Source organism: Streptococcus oralis, assembly GCF_026782085.1.
Classification (GTDB): Bacteria; Bacillota; Bacilli; order Lactobacillales; family Streptococcaceae; genus Streptococcus; species Streptococcus oralis_DA.
On the sequence record NZ_JAKUVW010000004.1, the window covers coordinates 20,538 to 39,606 of the forward strand.

At 40.8% G+C, this 19,069-nt stretch carries 18 protein-coding genes; 17 read left to right on the forward strand and 1 reads right to left on the reverse strand.

Annotation, left to right across the window (positions count from 1 at the left end; genetic code table 11):
• Positions 1–103: 103 nt before the first annotated feature.
• From budA to MK395_RS02240, 8 genes are all read left to right on the forward strand, one after another.
• Positions 104–835 (forward strand): acetolactate decarboxylase, encoded by a 732-nt coding sequence (budA, locus tag MK395_RS02205; RefSeq protein WP_000375405.1) that lies wholly within the window; start codon positions 104–106, stop codon positions 833–835.
• A 9-nt stretch (positions 836–844) separates the two neighbouring features.
• Positions 845–1,600 (forward strand): YhfC family intramembrane metalloprotease, encoded by a 756-nt coding sequence (locus MK395_RS02210; RefSeq protein WP_070567664.1) that lies wholly within the window; start codon positions 845–847, stop codon positions 1,598–1,600.
• Between the two features lie 110 nt (positions 1,601–1,710).
• Positions 1,711–2,616, forward strand: coding sequence for a UDP-N-acetylmuramate dehydrogenase (gene murB, locus MK395_RS02215; protein WP_268711186.1), 906 nt, complete (start codon positions 1,711–1,713; stop codon positions 2,614–2,616).
• Positions 2,617–2,774: 158 nt separating this feature from the next.
• On the forward strand, positions 2,775–3,932 hold the full coding sequence (locus MK395_RS02220) for an ABC transporter ATP-binding protein (protein ID WP_000742905.1): 1,158 nt from the start codon (positions 2,775–2,777) through the stop codon (positions 3,930–3,932).
• The gene (locus MK395_RS02225; protein WP_000754121.1) at positions 3,913–4,719 is read left to right on the forward strand and encodes an ABC transporter permease; all 807 of its coding nucleotides are present in this window, start codon (positions 3,913–3,915) and stop codon (positions 4,717–4,719) included. The genes MK395_RS02220 and MK395_RS02225 overlap by 20 nt, the downstream gene beginning before the upstream one ends.
• Positions 4,716–5,489 (forward strand): ABC transporter permease, encoded by a 774-nt coding sequence (locus MK395_RS02230; protein WP_000712716.1) that lies wholly within the window; start codon positions 4,716–4,718, stop codon positions 5,487–5,489. Before MK395_RS02225 ends, MK395_RS02230 begins: the two co-directional genes overlap by 4 nt.
• A complete protein-coding gene (locus tag MK395_RS02235; protein ID WP_084857709.1) occupies positions 5,486–6,556 on the forward strand; it encodes an ABC transporter substrate-binding protein in 1,071 nt (356 codons plus the stop codon). The genes MK395_RS02230 and MK395_RS02235 overlap by 4 nt, the downstream gene beginning before the upstream one ends.
• Before the next feature lie 12 nt (positions 6,557–6,568).
• Complete coding sequence (locus tag MK395_RS02240; protein WP_268699617.1) at positions 6,569–6,700, forward strand: hypothetical protein; 132 nt, start codon at positions 6,569–6,571, stop codon at positions 6,698–6,700.
• A 481-nt stretch (positions 6,701–7,181) separates the two neighbouring features.
• Here the strand turns inward: MK395_RS02240 and MK395_RS10250 are convergent, their stop codons facing one another.
• On the reverse strand, positions 7,182–7,268 hold the full coding sequence (locus tag MK395_RS10250) for a YopX family protein (RefSeq protein WP_142358718.1): 87 nt from the start codon (positions 7,266–7,268) through the stop codon (positions 7,182–7,184).
• A 996-nt stretch (positions 7,269–8,264) separates the two neighbouring features.
• Here MK395_RS10250 and cas6 point away from each other — a divergent pair.
• From cas6 to alaS, 9 genes are all read left to right on the forward strand, one after another.
• Positions 8,265–8,996 carry a CRISPR-associated endoribonuclease Cas6 gene (gene cas6, locus MK395_RS02245; protein ID WP_000821018.1) on the forward strand — a complete coding sequence of 244 codons (732 nt, stop codon included), beginning with the start codon at positions 8,265–8,267 and terminating at the stop codon, positions 8,994–8,996.
• Positions 8,977–11,271 carry a type III-A CRISPR-associated protein Cas10/Csm1 gene (gene cas10, locus MK395_RS02250; protein WP_084857707.1) on the forward strand — a complete coding sequence of 765 codons (2,295 nt, stop codon included), beginning with the start codon at positions 8,977–8,979 and terminating at the stop codon, positions 11,269–11,271. The genes cas6 and cas10 overlap by 20 nt, the downstream gene beginning before the upstream one ends.
• The gene (gene csm2 / locus MK395_RS02255; protein ID WP_000996502.1) at positions 11,272–11,652 is read left to right on the forward strand and encodes a type III-A CRISPR-associated protein Csm2; all 381 of its coding nucleotides are present in this window, start codon (positions 11,272–11,274) and stop codon (positions 11,650–11,652) included. It begins immediately after the preceding gene.
• Positions 11,652–12,314, forward strand: coding sequence for a type III-A CRISPR-associated RAMP protein Csm3 (gene csm3 / locus MK395_RS02260; RefSeq protein WP_070842546.1), 663 nt, complete (start codon positions 11,652–11,654; stop codon positions 12,312–12,314). The genes csm2 and csm3 overlap by 1 nt, the downstream gene beginning before the upstream one ends.
• Before the next feature lies 1 nt (position 12,315).
• Positions 12,316–13,221 (forward strand): type III-A CRISPR-associated RAMP protein Csm4, encoded by a 906-nt coding sequence (csm4, locus tag MK395_RS02265; protein ID WP_084857705.1) that lies wholly within the window; start codon positions 12,316–12,318, stop codon positions 13,219–13,221.
• Positions 13,218–14,306, forward strand: coding sequence for a type III-A CRISPR-associated RAMP protein Csm5 (gene csm5 / locus MK395_RS02270; RefSeq protein WP_000846387.1), 1,089 nt, complete (start codon positions 13,218–13,220; stop codon positions 14,304–14,306). Before csm4 ends, csm5 begins: the two co-directional genes overlap by 4 nt.
• Positions 14,278–15,567 carry a type III-A CRISPR-associated CARF protein Csm6 gene (gene csm6, locus MK395_RS02275; protein ID WP_268711187.1) on the forward strand — a complete coding sequence of 430 codons (1,290 nt, stop codon included), beginning with the start codon at positions 14,278–14,280 and terminating at the stop codon, positions 15,565–15,567. Before csm5 ends, csm6 begins: the two co-directional genes overlap by 29 nt.
• A gap of 296 nt (positions 15,568–15,863) precedes the next feature.
• Positions 15,864–16,349 (forward strand): LURP-one-related/scramblase family protein, encoded by a 486-nt coding sequence (locus MK395_RS02280; protein WP_000847083.1) that lies wholly within the window; start codon positions 15,864–15,866, stop codon positions 16,347–16,349.
• Between the two features lie 20 nt (positions 16,350–16,369).
• Entirely contained in the window at positions 16,370–18,988 is a 2,619-nt protein-coding gene (gene alaS / locus MK395_RS02285; RefSeq protein ID WP_247929782.1) for an alanine--tRNA ligase, read from the forward strand.
• Positions 18,989–19,069: the final 81 nt, after the last annotated feature.

The window sequence follows — 19,069 nt, forward strand, 5'->3', positions numbered from 1 at the left end:
CCTCCTTTGCAATGGGAAAAGCATTTCTCCCTTTCACAACTAGGAGCAAATGTGGTATACTTAGAAAGTATGATGATTCATTGTAAAGAAGATAAGAAAGAGAATGGATAGAAAAGTGCAGGAACCAGTAAAATTATTTCAATACAATACTTTAGGTGCCCTAATGGCAGGTCTCTATGGTGGAACCATGACAGTGGGAGAATTGCTGGAACATGGTGACCTTGGTTTGGGGACTTTGGATTCGATTGACGGGGAATTGATCGTCCTTGATGGCAAGGCTTATCAAGCCAAGGGGTCTGGTCAAACGCCTGAAATCGTTGAAGTGGCAGCGGATGCCCTTATTCCCTATGCAGCAGTGGTTCCTCATCAGGCAGAAGTGATTTTTCGACAGCGCTTTGAGATGACGGACAAGGAATTGGAAAAGCGAATTGAGTCCTACTATGATGGGGAAAATCTTTTTCGTTCCATCAAAATTCATGGCGAATTTTCACAAATGCACGTACGGATGATTCCTAAATCCACTCCTGATACCAAGTTTGCTGATGTCGCGACTCACCAACCTGAATATAGCCGTGAAAATGTATCGGGAACCATTGTTGGGTTTTGGACACCGGAAATTTTCCATGGAGTGAGTGTTGCAGGCTACCATTTGCATTTTATCTCAGATGATTTGACTTTTGGTGGACACGTGATGGACTTTGTTATCAAAGAAGGAATGATCGAGGTTGGGGCAGTCGACCAGTTGGATCAACGTTTTCCAGTCCAAGATCGCCAGTATTTATTTGCTAAATTTAATGTTGACGAGATGAAGAAAGATATTGATAAGTCAGAATAGGAGAAAAAGATGACAGTACATATTATCCTCACCATGATCGCTTTAGTTCTCATTCTAGTAAGCGGAACTTGGTATGCCAAAAAACGGTTTAAAATCTCTCTTGCAGTGATGGGCTTGGGGGCAATCGCATTTTTTGTTTCTTCTCAAGTGTTAGAAAAGATGGTTCACCTTCTGGTACTCCATCCGCAAAAGGATGGAACCATTCCGCTCATGCAGGAGCAGCCTTTCTTATACGTCCTTTATGGAATCGCCATGGCGGCCCTCTTTGAGGAAACGGCTCGTCTTGTCTTTTTTAAATGGTTGGAGAAAAAGAGAAGGCTAGAAGATCGAGATGCTTTGGCTTATGGTTTGGGACATGGGGGCTTGGAGATGCTCTATCTCGGAATGGGAAGCTTGATCAGTTTGTTGATTCTCTTTTCACTCATTCAGTCTTCAAATACTGATGTAGCCAATCTCCTTCCAAAGTCTACACTCGAAACGGTTCAGTCTCTATCGGTTTGGCAGGTTTATTTACTAGGAGTTGAGCGTGTGCTTGCCTTGGTTCTGCAAATTGGTCTCTCTATCTGGGTCTATCAAAGTGTTCGTCAAAAGAAATGGATCTACCTCCTTGCTGCCTATGGTTTGCATGCCTTGTTTGACTTGGCTCCAGCTTTATCTCAGGTAGGATGGATTGCAAATCCACTTGTAGTGGAGGGCATTCTTCTTGTAGAAGTACTGGCCTTTGTCTGGCTAACAAAATCTACATTTTTGAAAAAATCATCATAAAAAGAGGTTCACCTCTTTTTTTATGTAATGATAAAACAAGCTCTTTTTATGGTCGTCAAATGTCTCTAAAAATGGTATAATGGAATGAATTTTGAAAAAGGAAGAGTGACATGTCAGTAAAAGAAAAAATGCTTGAAATCCTAGAAGGAATCGATATTCGTTTTAAGGAACCTTTGAAGACCTATACCTATACCAAGGTTGGAGGTCGAGCAGATTACCTAGTTTTACCGCGCAATCGCTATGAGATGGCGCGTGTTGTTCAATTTGCCAATCAAGAGAATATTCCTTGGATGGTGCTAGGAAATGCCAGCAATATCATTGTTCGTGAAGGTGGAATCCGTGGTTTTGTCATCTTGTGCGATAAGCTCAATAACGTTTCGGTTGATGGCTATACCATCGAAGCAGAAGCAGGAGCCAACTTGATCGAAACGACACGTATTGCTCTCCGTCATAGTTTGACTGGTTTTGAGTTTGCTTGTGGGATTCCTGGAAGCATCGGTGGAGCTGTCTTTATGAATGCGGGTGCCTATGGAGGAGAGATTGCTCATATCTTGCAGTCTTGTCAAATTTTGACCAAGGAAGGGGAAATCGAGACCTTATCTGCCAAGAACTTGGCTTTTGGTTACCGCCATTCAGCTATTCAGGATTCTGGGGCTGTTGTTTTGTCAGCTAAATTTGCCCTAGCTCCAGGGAATCATCAGGTTATCAAGCAAGAAATGGACCGCTTGACGCACCTACGTGAACTCAAACAACCTCTAGAATACCCATCATGTGGGTCAGTCTTTAAGCGTCCAGTTGGGCATTTTGCAGGACAGCTGATTTCAGAAGCTGGCCTGAAGGGCTATCGAATCGGTGGTGTGGAAGTATCTGAAAAGCATGCCGGTTTTATGATCAATGTTGCTGACGGAACGGCCAAAGACTATGAAGACTTGATCCAATCTGTTATTGAAAAAGTCAAGGAACACTCAGGTGTCACTCTTGAAAGAGAAGTCCGAATCTTGGGTGAGAAAGAATAAGGTTGGGGTAGAAAAGTTGCTGCTATAACCATTTAAAGGGGGTGAAAGCTTATCGTTAGTGAAGATGTATGTAGGCAGTTTAATCTCCTACACGAGGTGGTAGCGGCCTGACAGAGCCCTGATCTGTTAATTTATGAAAAAGAAGGAATTTATGACAATTGAAAAAACCAATTATTGAATTCAAAAACGTCTCTAAAGTTTTTGAAGACAGCAACACCAAGGTTCTCAAAGACATCAATTTTGAGTTGGAAGAAGGGAAATTTTACACTCTTTTGGGTGCATCTGGTTCAGGAAAATCAACCATTCTAAACATCATTGCAGGTTTACTGGATGCGACGACAGGGGATATTTTACTGGATGGGGTGCGGATCAATGACATCCCAACTAATAAACGAGATGTCCATACCGTCTTCCAATCCTATGCCTTGTTTCCACATATGAATGTGTTTGAAAATGTTGCCTTTCCACTCCGCTTGCGTAAAGTCGACAAGAAAGAAATCGAACAACGTGTTGCGGAAGTTCTCAAGATGGTTCAGTTGGAAGGTTATGAGAAACGTTCTATCCGTAAACTTTCTGGAGGACAACGTCAGCGTGTGGCCATTGCCCGTGCCATTATCAACCAGCCCCGTGTGGTCTTGCTGGACGAGCCTTTGTCAGCGCTGGACTTGAAATTGCGAACAGACATGCAGTATGAACTGCGTGAATTGCAACAACGATTGGGAATTACCTTTGTCTTTGTCACTCATGATCAGGAAGAAGCCCTGGCTATGAGTGACTGGATTTTCGTTATGAACGATGGCGAGATTGTTCAGTCTGGAACGCCGGTGGACATCTACGATGAGCCGATCAACCACTTTGTTGCCACCTTTATCGGTGAGTCCAACATCTTGCCAGGAACCATGATTGAGGACTACTTGGTCGAGTTTAATGGCAAACGCTTTGAAGCGGTCGATGGGGGGATGAAGCCAAATGAGCCTGTTGAGGTTGTCATTCGTCCAGAGGACTTGCGCATCACTCTTCCTGAAGAAGGCAAGCTCCAAGTCAAGGTTGATACCCAGCTTTTCCGTGGAGTTCACTATGAGATTATTGCCTATGATGAGCTCGGAAATGAATGGATGATCCACTCGACCCGTAAGGCCATCGTTGGAGAGGAAATCGGTCTGGACTTTGAACCAGAAGACATCCACATCATGCGTCTCAACGAAACCGAAGAAGAGTTCGATGCTCGAATCGAGGAGTACGTAGAAATCGAAGAGCAAGAAGCAGGTCTGATTAACGCGATCGAGGAGGAAAGAGATGAAGAAAACAACCTCTAAACTCTTTGTAGTGCCCTATATGCTCTGGATTGCCCTCTTTGTTCTCGCACCCTTGGTCTTGATTTTTGGACAATCCTTTTTCAACATCGAAGGGCAGTTTAGTTTAGAAAACTATAAATCTTACTTTGCGTCACAAAACTTGACCTATCTCAAAATGAGCTTCAACTCTGTGCTTTATGCAGGGATTGTGACCATGGTAACGCTACTCATCAGTTATCCAACAGCCCTCTTTTTGACCCGTCTCAAGCACCGTCAACTCTGGCTCATGCTGATTATCCTGCCGACTTGGATTAACCTGCTCCTTAAGGCCTATGCCTTTATCGGGATTTTTGGTCAAAATGGCTCTATTAATCAATTTTTGGAATTTATCGGAATCGGTTCGCAACAGTTGCTCTTTACCGATTTCTCCTTTATCTTTGTCGCAAGCTACATCGAGCTTCCATTTATGATTTTGCCCATCTTCAATGTCTTGGATGATATGGATAACAATCTTATCAATGCCAGTTATGACCTCGGTGCGACCAAGTGGGAAACTTTCCGCCACGTTATCTTCCCTCTATCAATGAATGGAGTGAGAAGTGGGGTTCAGTCGGTCTTTATCCCCAGCTTGAGTCTCTTCATGCTGACACGTTTGATTGGTGGGAACCGCGTTATCACACTGGGAACGGCTATTGAGCAGAACTTCCTTACAAATGACAACTATGGAATGGGTTCTACCATCGGTGTGATCCTCATCCTGACCATGTTTCTCACCATGTGGGTGACCAAGGAAAGGAGAGAACGATGAAAAAATTTGCTAATCTCTACCTAGCCTTTGTCTTCATCATCCTATATTTGCCAATCTTTTACTTGATTGGCTATGCCTTTAATGCTGGCGATGATATGAACAGCTTTACTGGTTTTAGCTTGAGCCATTTTAAAACCATGTTTGGTGATGGCCGTCTCATGTTGATCCTCACCCAAACCTTTTTCTTGGCCTTTCTATCAGCCTTGATAGCGACCATTATCGGGACTTTCGGTGCCATTTACATCTACCAGTCTCGTAAGAAATACCAAGAAGCCTTTTTATCACTCAATAATATCCTCATGGTTGCGCCTGACGTTATGATTGGTGCTAGCTTCTTGATTCTCTTTACCCAGCTTAAGTTTTCACTTGGCTTTTTGACAGTTCTATCTAGTCACGTGGCCTTCTCCATCCCAATCGTGGTCTTGATGGTCTTGCCTCGTCTCAAGGAGATGAATGATGATATGATTCACGCGGCTTATGACCTTGGTGCTAGTCAGTTCCAAATGTTCAAGGAAATTATGCTCCCTTATCTGACGCCGTCTATCATTGCAGGTTATTTCATGGCCTTCACCTATTCGCTGGATGATTTTGCCGTGACCTTCTTTGTGACGGGAAATGGCTTTTCAACCCTGTCAGTCGAGATTTACTCTCGAGCTCGCAAGGGAATTTCGCTGGAAATCAATGCCCTGTCTGCCCTTGTCTTTCTCTTTAGTATTATCCTAGTGGTTGGATATTACTTTATTTCACGTGAGAAGGAGGAGCAAGCATGAAAAAACTCTATTCATTTTTAGCAGGAATTGCAGCAATTATCCTTGTCTTGTGGGGGATTGCGACTCATCTAGACAGTAAAATCAACAGTCGAGATAGTCAGAAATTGGTTATTTACAACTGGGGGGACTATATCGATCCCGAACTCTTGGAGAAATTCACAGAAGAAACAGGAATCCAAGTACAGTACGAGACCTTTGACTCCAACGAGGCCATGTATACCAAGATCAAGCAGGGTGGAACGACCTACGACATTGCCATCCCAAGTGAATACATGATCAACAAGATGAAGGACGAAGACCTCTTGGTTCCGCTTGATTATTCAAAAATTGAAGGAATCGAAAATATCGGACCTGAGTTCCTCAACCAGTCATTTGACCCGGGCAATAAATTCTCCATCCCATACTTCTGGGGGACCTTGGGAATTGTTTACAATGAAACCATGATAGATGAGGCGCCTGAGCATTGGGATGACCTCTGGAAACCAGAATACAAGGATTCTATCATGCTCTTTGATGGGGCGCGTGAGGTGCTGGGACTCGGGCTTAACTCACTCGGTTACAGTCTCAACTCAAAGGATCCTCAGCAGTTGGAAGAAACGGTAGACAAACTCTACAAACTGACTCCAAATATCAAGGCCATTGTGGCGGATGAGATGAAGGGTTACATGATCCAGAACAATGCTGCCATCGGTGTGACCTTTTCTGGGGAAGCCAGCCAGATGTTGGAGAAAAATCCTAATCTCAAGTATGTCGTTCCGACTGAGGCCAGCAATCTCTGGTTTGATAACATGGTTATTCCAAAAACTGTGAAAAACCAAGATGCGGCCTATGCCTTTATCAACTTTATGTTGAAACCCGAAAATGCTCTCAAAAATGCGGAGTATGTGGGCTACTCAACACCAAACCTACCAGCAAAGGAAATGCTCCCAGAGGAGACAAAAAAAGACAAATCCTTCTATCCAGACGCTGACACCATGAAACACCTGGAAGTTTATGAGAAATTTGATCATAAATGGACAGGAAAATATAGTGACCTCTTCCTACAGTTTAAAATGTATCGGAAGTAGGAGTTAGCAGTTATGAAACGAATCAGTAAAGCTGGTTCGTTTTTTGTATTAAAAAAATTAAATTTTGGGCTTGATAAAAAGAATTTTAATAATAAAATAGTATCCTTTATACATTTAGGAGGAATAAAAAAGGTATGTGATTAATTTGGTATTCAGAAATGAAAACTCTTTCAGAATATGGTATACTAATATTAGTTTCCAATAGGTTATATCTAGTGCTTGTTATGAGTTTACATACAAGATATGGGGTATATCTCCCTATCTCCCTCGCGAGTGGACGGAAACATCGGATGAAAAAGAGTGACATTTCCTTTTAATTTACGGTAAGTATAGATACCTACCTCTCGAGGGGGACGGAAATACATGTTTTTCGGGCTTCACATCAGGAACTGAGACAGTATATCTCCCTATCTACCTCGCGAGGGGCCGGAAATAATTCAGGTTTCGCATAAATACTCACATCTAAACCATAAAGAACATCCTACGCACCTCGCGAGAGGCCGGAAACGCCATGTAACCATCTTCGTCGAACCAGTACCGCTTACGTATAGGTGCCTATCCACCTCGAGAGGGGCCGGAAACGGAACTCCGTCGAGGCTTTCTGGGTTATCTTTGTTCTGTATAGCTACCTATCTACCTCGCGAGGGGCCGGCAACTCCAAAAGCTCAGGATTTTCGTAGATGTTTCCTATAACTTTATAGATACCTATCAACCTCGGGAGGGGCCGGAAACGCTTCTTGTTTCACATAGTCAGCTTCAATTTCTTTTTGGTATAGCTACCTATCTACCTTGAGAGGGACGGAAACTAGAAAATGTATTTTCCAACATTAGCGAAGTTACCTTGAAGATAAACACCTGTCTACCTCGCGAGGGGCCGGAAACGGATAAGACATGGCTTTTTCAAAAGTTTCACCTTTGTATAGCTACCTATCAACCTCGAGAGGGGCCGGAAACGGATAAGGGCCATCTGACTCCTCCCACCACCAGCCGGGTATAGCTACCTATCTACCTCGCGAGGGGCCGGAAACTTAGACTCGTCCGTGAGTGATTCTAAGCGGTTCATTTTGGTATGGATACCTATCAACCTCGAGAGGGGCCGGAAACCCAAAGTCCATAAACTCCGATACAGATGCTGTATCTATGTATAGCTACCTATCTACCTAGAGAGGGGACAGAAACTTGACAACACTTGTAGCTGCAACAAAGTCATCCATAGTGTATAGCTACCTATCTACCCCGAGAGGGGCCGGAAACTGTTTTGATTCTATATGCATTGAGTAATTTCCGGTTTTACCGTATAGCTACCTATCTACCTCGCGAGGGGCCGGAAACAGAAATGAATAAATCTTTTTCATTTTTTTATACCAAGCCAGTATAGCTCCCTATCTACCTCGAGAGGGGCCGGAAGCTAATACCATTTACCGTCGATATGTTTAAGCCAACGTGTATGGCCACCTATCAACCTCGCGAGGGGCCGGAAACATAAACCGCACTTATTTTTTCGTTAATTTCCATTTTGTATAGATACCTATCTACCTCGAGAGGGGCCGGAAACGATTGAAAATCGCCAGAAATATTAAAGAAAATTTCGTATAGCTACCTATCTACCTCGCGAGGGGACAGTTTCATAAGGGAAAAGAATTCCAAAAGTAAAAGAAAAAGCGCTCATGAGAAACCAAAAGCGCAATTGTATCAATAAAGGAGGCATATGAAACGCATCGAACTATTATTTAAGCGGATTGACCAATCACCGAGCGACCTATCTACAAAATTCCAAGGTTTTCTTATGGAAAACTTGGAACCAGACTATGTGACTTGGCTACATGAGCAGGAGACCAACCCCTACTCACTAAAAATCATCCATCAAAAGGACAAGACCCTATGGTCCCTTCATCTCCTGACGGATGAGGCTGTCAAGCAGATTTTGCCAGTTCTATTGGAGCTCAAGAAAGTAGAACTTCATGATTTACCAACTCTCATGGTAGAGTCTCTGTCCATGCAAGATCTCAGTTCGGAGCAACTCTTTGAGTTTTTTAATGAAAACCAAGATCGGTCACTCTACACTATACATTTTCAAACTCCAACAGGATTTCGCTCTCAGGGAGAGTACGTGCTCTTTCCGACCATGCGTCTCATCTTTCAGAGTTTGATGATGAAGTATGCACGTCTGGTCGAGAATCGTCAGGACATTGAAGAGGAAACCCTGGACTACTTGGTCAAGCATAGTAGGGTTACCAGCTATCGATTGGAATCCAGCTATTTTAAAGTCCATGGCAAAAAAATACCTGGTTTCAGGGGGAAATTGACCTTTAAGATTACAGGTCCAAATACCTTGAAAGCTTATGCTAATATGCTTCTAAAATTTGGGGAGTACTCAGGTCTCGGTATGAAAACTAGCTTAGGGATGGGAGGTTTAGAACTTGAAGAAAGAAAAGATTGATTTAGTTTATGGATCGCTTTTGCACGCTATCGGCAAGGTGATTCAAGGTTCCAGGTGTGATGAGAAAGACCTGGGTACCATTGGGTCCGAATGGTTTAGACGCTTTTCGGATAATGAAAAGATAGCCCAGCAGATAGCCAAGGCGACTTCTAGTGATTTGCCGAAGGACTTAGCTCCTGATAGTTTGGTCTATATCACGTCAGCTGCTGCAAAGATTGCTTCAGGTCTAAAAGGAGCAGCAGACACTCATGGAGGTAAAGAAGATTTCCTAAGCAAACAATCGGATATCTTCAATGTATTTTCAGATAGCCCTAGTAAGCGTTATCTTGATGTGCGTCCATTAGAGCTTGACGGGGAACCAAACTATGCTAAGGAATCGAGTGAGCCTTCTGACCAGTCAGATTATGACTTGATAGTAGAGACCTTAGAAAAAGAGTTTGAGAGATTGGACTTTAGCCAATCTGAGATAGATACCCTTTTGAATCTCCTTGAGTCTACTCTTTCCTATGTGCCTGTTTCGACAAGAACCAAGGAATTATCGGATATTTCTCTAGCAACCTACAGTCGTCTTACAGCTGGCTTTGCCCTAGCTATAGAGGACTATTTAGCAGACAAGAATTGCCGTGACTATGAGAAGGTACTGGGGCAAGATTTAGAAGCTTTTTATAGCGAGAAGGCCTTTTTATTAGCAAGTTTTGACTTGTCAGGGATTCAAGACTTTATCTACAATATCGCAACGGCTGGAGCAGCCAAGCAACTAAAAGCACGTTCCTTGTATCTAGATTTTATGGGGGAACATATCGCTGACAACTTACTGGAGAAGTTAGAGCTTACGAGGGCTAATCTTCTCTACGTTGGTGGAGGGCACGCCTACTTTATCCTTCCAAACACCGAAAAAACTAGAGAGAGCTTGGCTCACTTTGAAGCAGAATTCAATGAGTTTTTGGTCAAGCATTTCCAGACAGGTCTATACGTAGCATTTGGTTGGAGTCCATTTTCTGCCAATGATATGACAACGACACTGGTCGACTATCGTAAAGTCTACCAAACAACCAGTCGTATGATTTCCCAAAAGAAAATTTCTCGTTACGATGCCAAAACTCTGCTTGAACTCAACCAAGGAGGAAAAAGCTCCCAGAAAGAATGTGCAATTTGTCACTCAGTCGAAAAGCTTACCAAGTATAAAGATCAAGAGGTCTGCCATATCTGTGCAGGGATGTATCGCTTTGCCAAGGAAATACAAGAAAACTACTATATTGTGACAAAAGAAAAAGGCCTGCCGATAGGTCCGGGAGCCTATATTAGTGGTATTTCAAAAGCCGACCTTGCCAATGAAGAGTGGGATCGTATTTATGTAAAGAATAGCTATAGTACAGATATCCTAAAAGCAACCCATGTCTTTGTCGGAGATTACAAGTATGATGAGATTTACGAGTACGCCAAATTATCTCAGGATAGTGAAACTGGACAAGGGATTAAGCGATTAGCAGTTGTTCGACTAGATGTGGATGATCTTGGAGCAGCCTTTATGGCTGGATTCTCCTATCAAGATGGTGGCAAATATAATACTCTGGCACGCTCGGCAACCTTCTCTAGAAGTATGAGTCTCTTCTTTAAGGTCTATATCAACCAGTTTGCGAAGGAGAAAAAACTATCGATCATTTATGCCGGTGGAGATGATGTATTTGCTATCGGTTCTTGGCAGGATATTATTGAGTTTACTATTTGTCTCCGACAAAACTTTATCAAGTGGACAAATGGCAAATTAACCCTATCAGCAGGAATCGGCCTCTTTCCAGATAAAACTCCAGTTAGCCTCATGGCTGAAGAAACTGGTAAGCTAGAAGGAGCAGCAAAGGATAACGACAAGGATAGTATTTCCCTTTTTAAAGCAGGTAATACCTTGAAGTTGGACCAATCTTTTGGCAATGTTGATTCTGAAAGAAATTATACATTGAAGTTCGACCAATTTATTGACAATGTCTATAATGGGAAACTGAAGAGCATTCGTTACTACTTTAATATTCAAGATGAGCGAGGAAAGAGTTTTGTATATAGACTTATTGAGCTCCTTCGCAACTACGATCGTATGAATATTGCTCGATTAGCCTATTATTTGACGCGCTTAGAAGATCAAACTTCTAAGGATAAAAAAGAAGAGTTTAAAGAGTTTAAAGATTTATTCTTTTCTTGGTATACAGGTAGCGATAATGAACGTAAGGAAGCAGAGATAGCTTTACTTCTATATATTTATGAGATTAGAAAGGATTCATAGATGGCAATTTTAACAGATGATAATTACGTAGATAAGGCAGAAAAAACCATTAAAAATTTAGTAACTGATAAGCGTAATTTTAAAAATAAAAATTCAGATGTTCTATCCATGAGTAAACTACGAAACTTATTGAGTTTAACGAGTACCCTCTTTGATGAAAGTAAGGTCCGTGAGTACGAAGAATTAAAGGATAAGATTGCCTATTTGAGGGTCCAATTCGTCTATCAATCAGGCCGTGAAGAGGCGGTACTGGACTTAGTTCAAAAAGGTGAGATTTTACCAATTTTAAAAGAAATTAATAGTAGGGAAAGTCTCCAACGTTTTTGTCGCTATATGGAAGCGCTAGTAGCTTATTTTAAATTTTATGGAGGAAAAGATTAATGGCATTTGCAAAAATTAAAGTAACAGCACAAATCCGTCTAGAGACAGGACTTCATATTGGGACAAGCAATGCTTTTGCGGCGATTGGTGCTACGGACTCACCTGTGATTAAAGATCCAATTACAAACTTACCCATTATTCCAGGATCTAGTATCAAAGGGAAAATGCGTACCCTTTTGGCAAGAGTATATAATACTAAATTAGCAGAAAAACCAGGAGAAGATGGGGAAATTATTAGTCGTCTCTTTGGGAATAGTTCAGACAAAAACTATAAAGTAGGAAGACTCATCTTTAGAGATGCCTTTCTAACTAACAAAAAGGATTTAGATTCACGAGCTGTCAAAGGTTATACTGAAGTTAAGTTTGAAAATACTATTGATCGTATCACTGCTGAAGCAAATCCAAGGCAAATTGAACGTGCTATCCGAGACAGTATCTTTGGATTTGAGCTGATCTATGAGGTGACAGACAAGAGTCAAGCTCAAGTAGAAGAAGACTTCAAAGTGATTCTTGATGGATTAAAACTGTTGGAACTTGATTATTTAGGTGGTTCAGGTTCTCGTGGATATGGTAAAGTTGTTTTTGAGGATCTTAAAGCAAATACAGTTTTCGGAAACTATGATGTTAGTAGATTGAATGAACTTTTAACTACGGAGGTCTAGTATGACCTATAAGATGTATATTATGAACTTTCAGTCTGCTCACTTTGGAGCAGGTACTCTGGATAGTTCTAAAATGACTTTTGCAGCTGACCGATTATTTTCTGCCTTGGCTATTGAGGCAAAAAAAATGGGGAAAATGGAGGAATTCGTGTCAATAGCGGGTCAAGATCATTTTGTTTTGACTGATGCCTTTCCTTATCAGTCAGGTCCATTATTACCTAAGCCGATAGGATTTCCAAAGTTTGATCAGCCTGACTTAACAACGGATGTCAAAGAAGTAAGACGTCAAGCGAAAATGGCGAAGAAACTTCAGTTTATACCCTTGGATAAATTTGATTCTTATGTAAAAGGAACGCTTTTTGAAGACGAAGAACATGCAGTAACAAACATTATCACTAAAAACCAACCTCATGTAGATGGGAATCTTTTTCAAGTGTCTACCGTTAGATTTAGAGATGATTCTTCTCTTTACGTGATTGCAAACGAATCTGACCTCTTGAATGAACTCATGACAAGCTTGCAGTATACAGGAATTGGTGGGAAACGTTCTAGTGGTTATGGACAATTTGATTTGACTATTTTAGATTTACCAGATAGCTTAAAAAATCGTCTCACCAAGACCCATCAAGAACCTGTCATGACATTGACGACTTCTCTACCAGTCGAAAAGGAACTTGAATATGCTATGGAAACTGGTTCCTATTTAATAAGTAAATCAAGTGGTTTTGCTTTTAGTACAGAAACTAATGAAAATTACCGTAAGCAGGATTTATATAAGTTTGCTTCTGGATCTACTTTCTCTGAAACCTTTACAGGACATATTGTAGATGTAAGACCTCTTGATTTCCCACATGAAGTATTAAACTATGCTAAACCACTATTTTTCAAGATGGAGGAAGAAAGATGAAAACAGAATATAGAACCTTTCAATTTACCCTCCTAGCCATGGCTCCTATCCATATTGGGAATGGTGAAAAATATACTTCTCGAGAATTTATCTATGAAAATGGGTACTTTTATTTCCCTGATATGGGTAAGTTTTATAATCGAATGGTGGAGAAAGGATACGATCATAAATTTGAGCGTTTTTTACAAGAGACAAAGCCAAACGCTAGAAATAATCGCTTGATTTCCTTTTTAGAGGATAACCGCATTTCTGACCGTAATTTTGGTGGCTATAGAATTATAGAAACTAAGTTAGAAACAAATAATAACTATTTAAGAGGAGGCGCATTAAATCAAGTATCAAAGTTTATAAGAGATCCTTTTGGTAATCCCTATATTCCTGGAAGTTCATTAAAGGGAGCTATTCGGACTATTTTGATGAATACCAATCCCGACTGGAATAATAAAAATGTTTTGCAATGTAAAAAGGAAAACAAATCTTTGATTCCTTGGGGAGCAAAAAAAGGGCAGGACTATGATGACTTGTTTAATGCTATTCGTGTTAGTGATAGCAAACCATTTAGTAATAAAAGTCTTATTTTAGTTCAAAAATGGGATCATAAAGCCAAGCCCCCTCTTGCCAAGCCTCTCCCTTTATATAGGGAAGCAATCGCGCCCTCAACTAAAATCAATTTCACCATTACTACAACTACTAAGGAAGCTGGAATCCTAATAGAGGAATTAGGAAAGAGAGCGCAAGCCTTTTACAAAGAATATAAAAACTTTTTCTTATCAGATTTTCCTGAAAATAAAATTCAGCCAAATATTCAATATCCTATCTACTTGGGTGCTGGTAGTGGAGCTTGGACAAAAACAATTTTTAAACAAGCAAATGGAATTTTACAAGAACGTTATGAGAATAGCAGAACCACTAGGATGGTTGAAAAGGGAGTCTTGAAATTAACAAAAGCACCAATGAAAAGTGTTAAAACAACACAAGCAACTCGTAAACTGATAATGAATAATGAATCCTTCTATGAAATGGGCAAGGCGAACTTTATGATTAAGGAGATTACAAATGACAATTTTAATTTCAGCAGTAGGTAATACGGATCCTATCAGTAAGAACAGAGACTCAGCCTTAATGCACATAGCTCGAAAATATAAACCAGAAAGAATCGTCTTACTCTACAGTGAGGAAATGTTAGTTAAAAAAACTCTTATTGAGAGAGCCCTTCTTTCATTTAAAGACTATAAACCTGATGTGAAAATTCATGAGCAAATATTAAGGAATGATGAGGTTTATTTGTATGATAAAATGTATGAGGTCATAGGAAAAATTATAAAAGAGTATTCTAAATTAGGAGAGGAATTAATTTTAAATCTATCTTCCGGCACTCCTCAGATAAAATCAGCTCTATTCGCTATAAACCGAATTGATGACTATAATACGCAGGCAATTCAAGTTACCACTCCTAGTAATTCATCTAACAATCCCCAAAAAATACTCTCTAAGGAAGAGGAAGATAATCTGTTTAAAAATAATGAAGATAATCAGGATAATTATGAAAACAGATGTATCATGGATATAGCGGAGAAGTTCAATCATTCTTTAGTTAAACGTCATTTAAGAAGTTTGATAGAGTCATATGATTATTTAGCTGTTGAAAAGATTGTTATCCGGAGAGATTCGAAGGGGCTGCTTTCAAATAAGCAGTTAGCTCGTTTAAGAATCATTCTAACCGATTTAGTAAATGTTTTTAAAAAACAAGAAGTTCTTTCAGAAATTCAGAAATATCCACTTTCAGAGGTTGAGAAAAAAGCCCTTAATTATTTTTTGATGATTGAGATTTTAAACAAACGAGGTCAAGTAGCAGATGTTTTGATTAAGTCAAAATCATTAGTTGAATTTATATTAGAAGATAGAATAAAAAGGAATCATCCAAATCTAATAATATATAAAAATAAGTTACCTAAGCTAAACAAAGAACATCAAGATTTTAAAAAAGTTATCTGTTATTTAGATAGTGATTATAAAAAATCACAAAATGAAAATGAGGAAAAAAAAGAAGAGTTTTCTCCCACAACAACTCTAAACTTAATTATATACACTAAAATTTTAGAGTATTACAAATATAGTCCTGAATTAATTAGGTCACTTAGAGTTATCATTTCTTTAAACAATGAGAGAAATAAGGTTGCACATGGCTTGTCAGAGATTGATAGTAAACTAGTCAATTCAAAGAAATTGCAACAGACAATAGATACCTTGCGCTTTATTTTACAAGATACATTTGAGATTGATGATAGATATTTCTCTTGTTATCAAACACTCAATAATGAAATGCTTGACTTACTTCGTCAATAATATACTTTATCAATAAATCAATTTGCTGATGATACATATAATGTGATTGCAAGTGCTTGCTTTCCCAGTTGACGCAAGATTAAAAAAACGATATAATAAGAAAGTTGAGAATTGATTTTCAATCATCTTAGTCCAGAGAAATGGCGGTGCTGCGAGCCATCTAAGCTAGGAAATCATGCTACTCAATCAGACAATTGCATAAGAACAAGAGAATGACAAGTTCATTGAATGAAGGTGGTACCGCGGTTTTTCGCCCTTCGTGATGTGAACTTGTCTTTTGATTTTTGGAGGTGTTTATGAAGACATTTCTCGTGAAACAAAAATTTCGTCTTGGAGGCGAACGTTTTGATATCAAGGATGACAGAGGAGTAGTGAACTATCAGGTGGAGGGCTCTTTTTTCCAAATTCCTAAGACCTTTACCATCTATGACGCCTATGGTGAGCAAGTCAGTGAGATTAGTAAAGAATTTTTCACTTTGCTTCCTCGCTTTACTATCCAGTTACGAAATGGTTCCAATTTCGTCATTCGTAAGAAGTTGACTTTCTTTCGAGATAAGTATGAGTTTGATGATCTAGGGCTTCGTATCGAGGGCAATATCTGGGATTTGAATTTCAAATTGCTGGATGACCGCGACCAAGTGATTGCCGAGATTCGGAAAGAGATTTTCCATTTGACCTCAACTTACACCGTAACCGTCTATGAAGACTCTTATGCAGACCTGGTCATTTCCCTCTGTGTCGCGATTGACTATGTGGAGATGCTGGAAAGCCAATCAAATTAAACAAGTAATAAGGAGATATTATGAAACAACTATCTAGTGCTCAAGTTCGCCAAATGTGGCTTGATTTCTGGGCAAGTAAAGGCCACTCTGTAGAACCATCAGTGAGCTTGGTTCCAGTAAACGACCCAACTCTTTTGTGGATCAACTCTGGGGTAGCAACTCTTAAGAAATACTTTGACGGAACCATTATCCCTGAAAATCCACGTATTACCAATGCGCAAAAAGCCATCCGTACTAACGACATCGAAAACGTAGGGAAGACTGCGCGTCACCATACCATGTTTGAAATGTTGGGGAACTTCTCTATCGGTGATTACTTCCGTGACGAAGCCATCACTTGGGCTTACGAGCTCTTGACAAGCCCAGAATGGTTTGATTTCCCAGCTGAAAAACTTTATATGACCTACTATCCTGAAGATAAGGATTCTTACAACCGCTGGATTGAAGTAGGAGTGGATCCAAGCCACTTGATTCCAATTGAGGATAACTTCTGGGAAATCGGTGCGGGACCTTCTGGACCTGATACAGAAATCTTCTTTGACCGTGGAGAAGCATTTGACCCAGAAAATATTGGTCTTCGTCTGCTTGCAGAAGATATCGAAAACGACCGTTACATCGAAATCTGGAATATCGTTTTGTCACAATTTAACGCTGATCCTGCTGTTCCTCGTAGCGAATACAAAGAATTGCCACACAAGAACATTGATACGGGCGCTGGTTTGGAGCGTTTGGTGGCTGTTATCCAAGGGGCTAAGACAAACTTTGAAACGGACCTCTTCATGCCGATTATCCGTGAAGTTGAGAAATTGTCAGGTAAGGTCTACGACCAAGATGGCGATAACATGAGCTTTAAGGTCATTGCGGACCATATTCGTTCTCTTTCATTTGCCATCGGTGATGGTGCCCTTCCAGGAAATGAAGGTCGTGGTTATGTTCTTCGTCGTTTGCTCCGTCGTGCTTCTATGCACGGTCAAAAATTGGGCATCAACGAGCCTTTCCTTTACAAACTCGTTCCAACTGTTGGAAAAATCATGGAAAGCTATTACCCAGAAGTGCTTGAAAAACGTGACTTTATCGAAAAAATCGTCAAGAGCGAAGAAGAGTCATTTGCTCGTACCCTTCATTCAGGTCAACACTTTGCAGAAACCATTGTAGCTGATTTGAAAGCGAAAGGCCAAACGGTTATCGCTGGTCAAGATGTCTTCAAACTCTATGATACATACGGATTCCCAGTAGAATTGACTGAAGAAATCGCTGAAGAAGCTGGGATGACTGTAGACCGTGAAGGTTTTGAAGCAGCCATGAAAGAGCAGCAAGAACGTGCGCGTGCATCAGCTGTCAAAGGTGGCTCAATGGGAATGCAAAATGAAACCCTTCAAAACATTACAGTGGAAAGTGTCTTCAACTACAATGCCAGCCAATTGTCTTCTAAGTTGGTGGCTATCGTGGCTGAAAACGCTGAAGTAGAAGCTGTTTCTGAAGGAACTGCCTCTCTTATCTTTGCGGAAACTCCATTCTATGCTGAAATGGGTGGACAAGTAGCTGACCACGGTCAAATCTTGGACGCTGCTGGAAATGTCGTGGCTACTGTGATAGATGTTCAAAAAGCACCAAATGGCCAAGCTCTTCATACTGTTGAAGTTCTTGCTCCTCTTGCTTTGAACCAAGAATACACCTTGGCTATTGACAGCAATCGTCGTCACCGTGTCATGAAAAACCACACTGCGACTCACTTGCTCCATGCGGCCCTTCACAATATCCTTGGACACCATGCGACACAAGCAGGATCTCTGAACGAAGTAGAATTCCTTCGCTTTGACTTCACTCACTTCCAAGCTGTAACTCCTGAAGAGTTGCGCGCCATTGAACAGCAAGTCAATGAGAAAATCTGGGAAGCAATTGCTGTAGAAACTGTTGAGACAGATATTGACACTGCTAAAGAAATGGGAGCTATGGCCCTCTTTGGTGAGAAATACGGTAAGGAAGTTCGTGTTGTTACGATTGGTGACTACTCAGTGGAACTTTGTGGTGGTACCCACGTTGGCAACACTTCTGAGATTGGTCTCTTCAAGATTGTCAAAGAAGAAGGAATCGGATCAGGAACTCGCCGTATCTTGGCAGTAACTGGTAAGGAAGCCTTTGAAGCTTATCGCGAACAAGAAGACGCTTTGAAAGCCGTCGCATCAACCTTGAAAGCCCCTCAACTCAAGGAAGTTCCTCATAAGGTTGAAGGGCTTCAAGAACAACTCCGTCAGCTTCAAAAAGAAAATGCAGAATTGAAAGAAAAAGCCGCAGCCGCAGCCGCAGGCGATGTCTTCAAGGATGTGATGGAAGTCAACGGTCACCGTTACATTGCAAGCCAAGTTTCTGTATCAGATGCAGGCGCCCTTCGTACCTTTGCGGATAACTGGAAACAAAAAGACTACTCTGATGTGCTTGTCCTAGTTGCAGCCATCGGTGACAAAGTCAACGTTCTTGTAGCTAGCAAGAGCAAAGACATCCACGCAGGTAATTTGGTAAAAGAATTGGCTCCAATCGTTGATGGACGTGGTGGTGGTAAACCAGACATGGCCATGGCAGGAGGAAGCAACCAAGCGAAAATTCAAGAACTCTTGGATGCAGTAGCAGGTAAATTGTAAGACAATAAAGATCTATCCATTTTGGTAGGTCTTTTTGCCTACTTAAAAAGCCAAATCCGCTTGGATTTGACTTGTAACTGA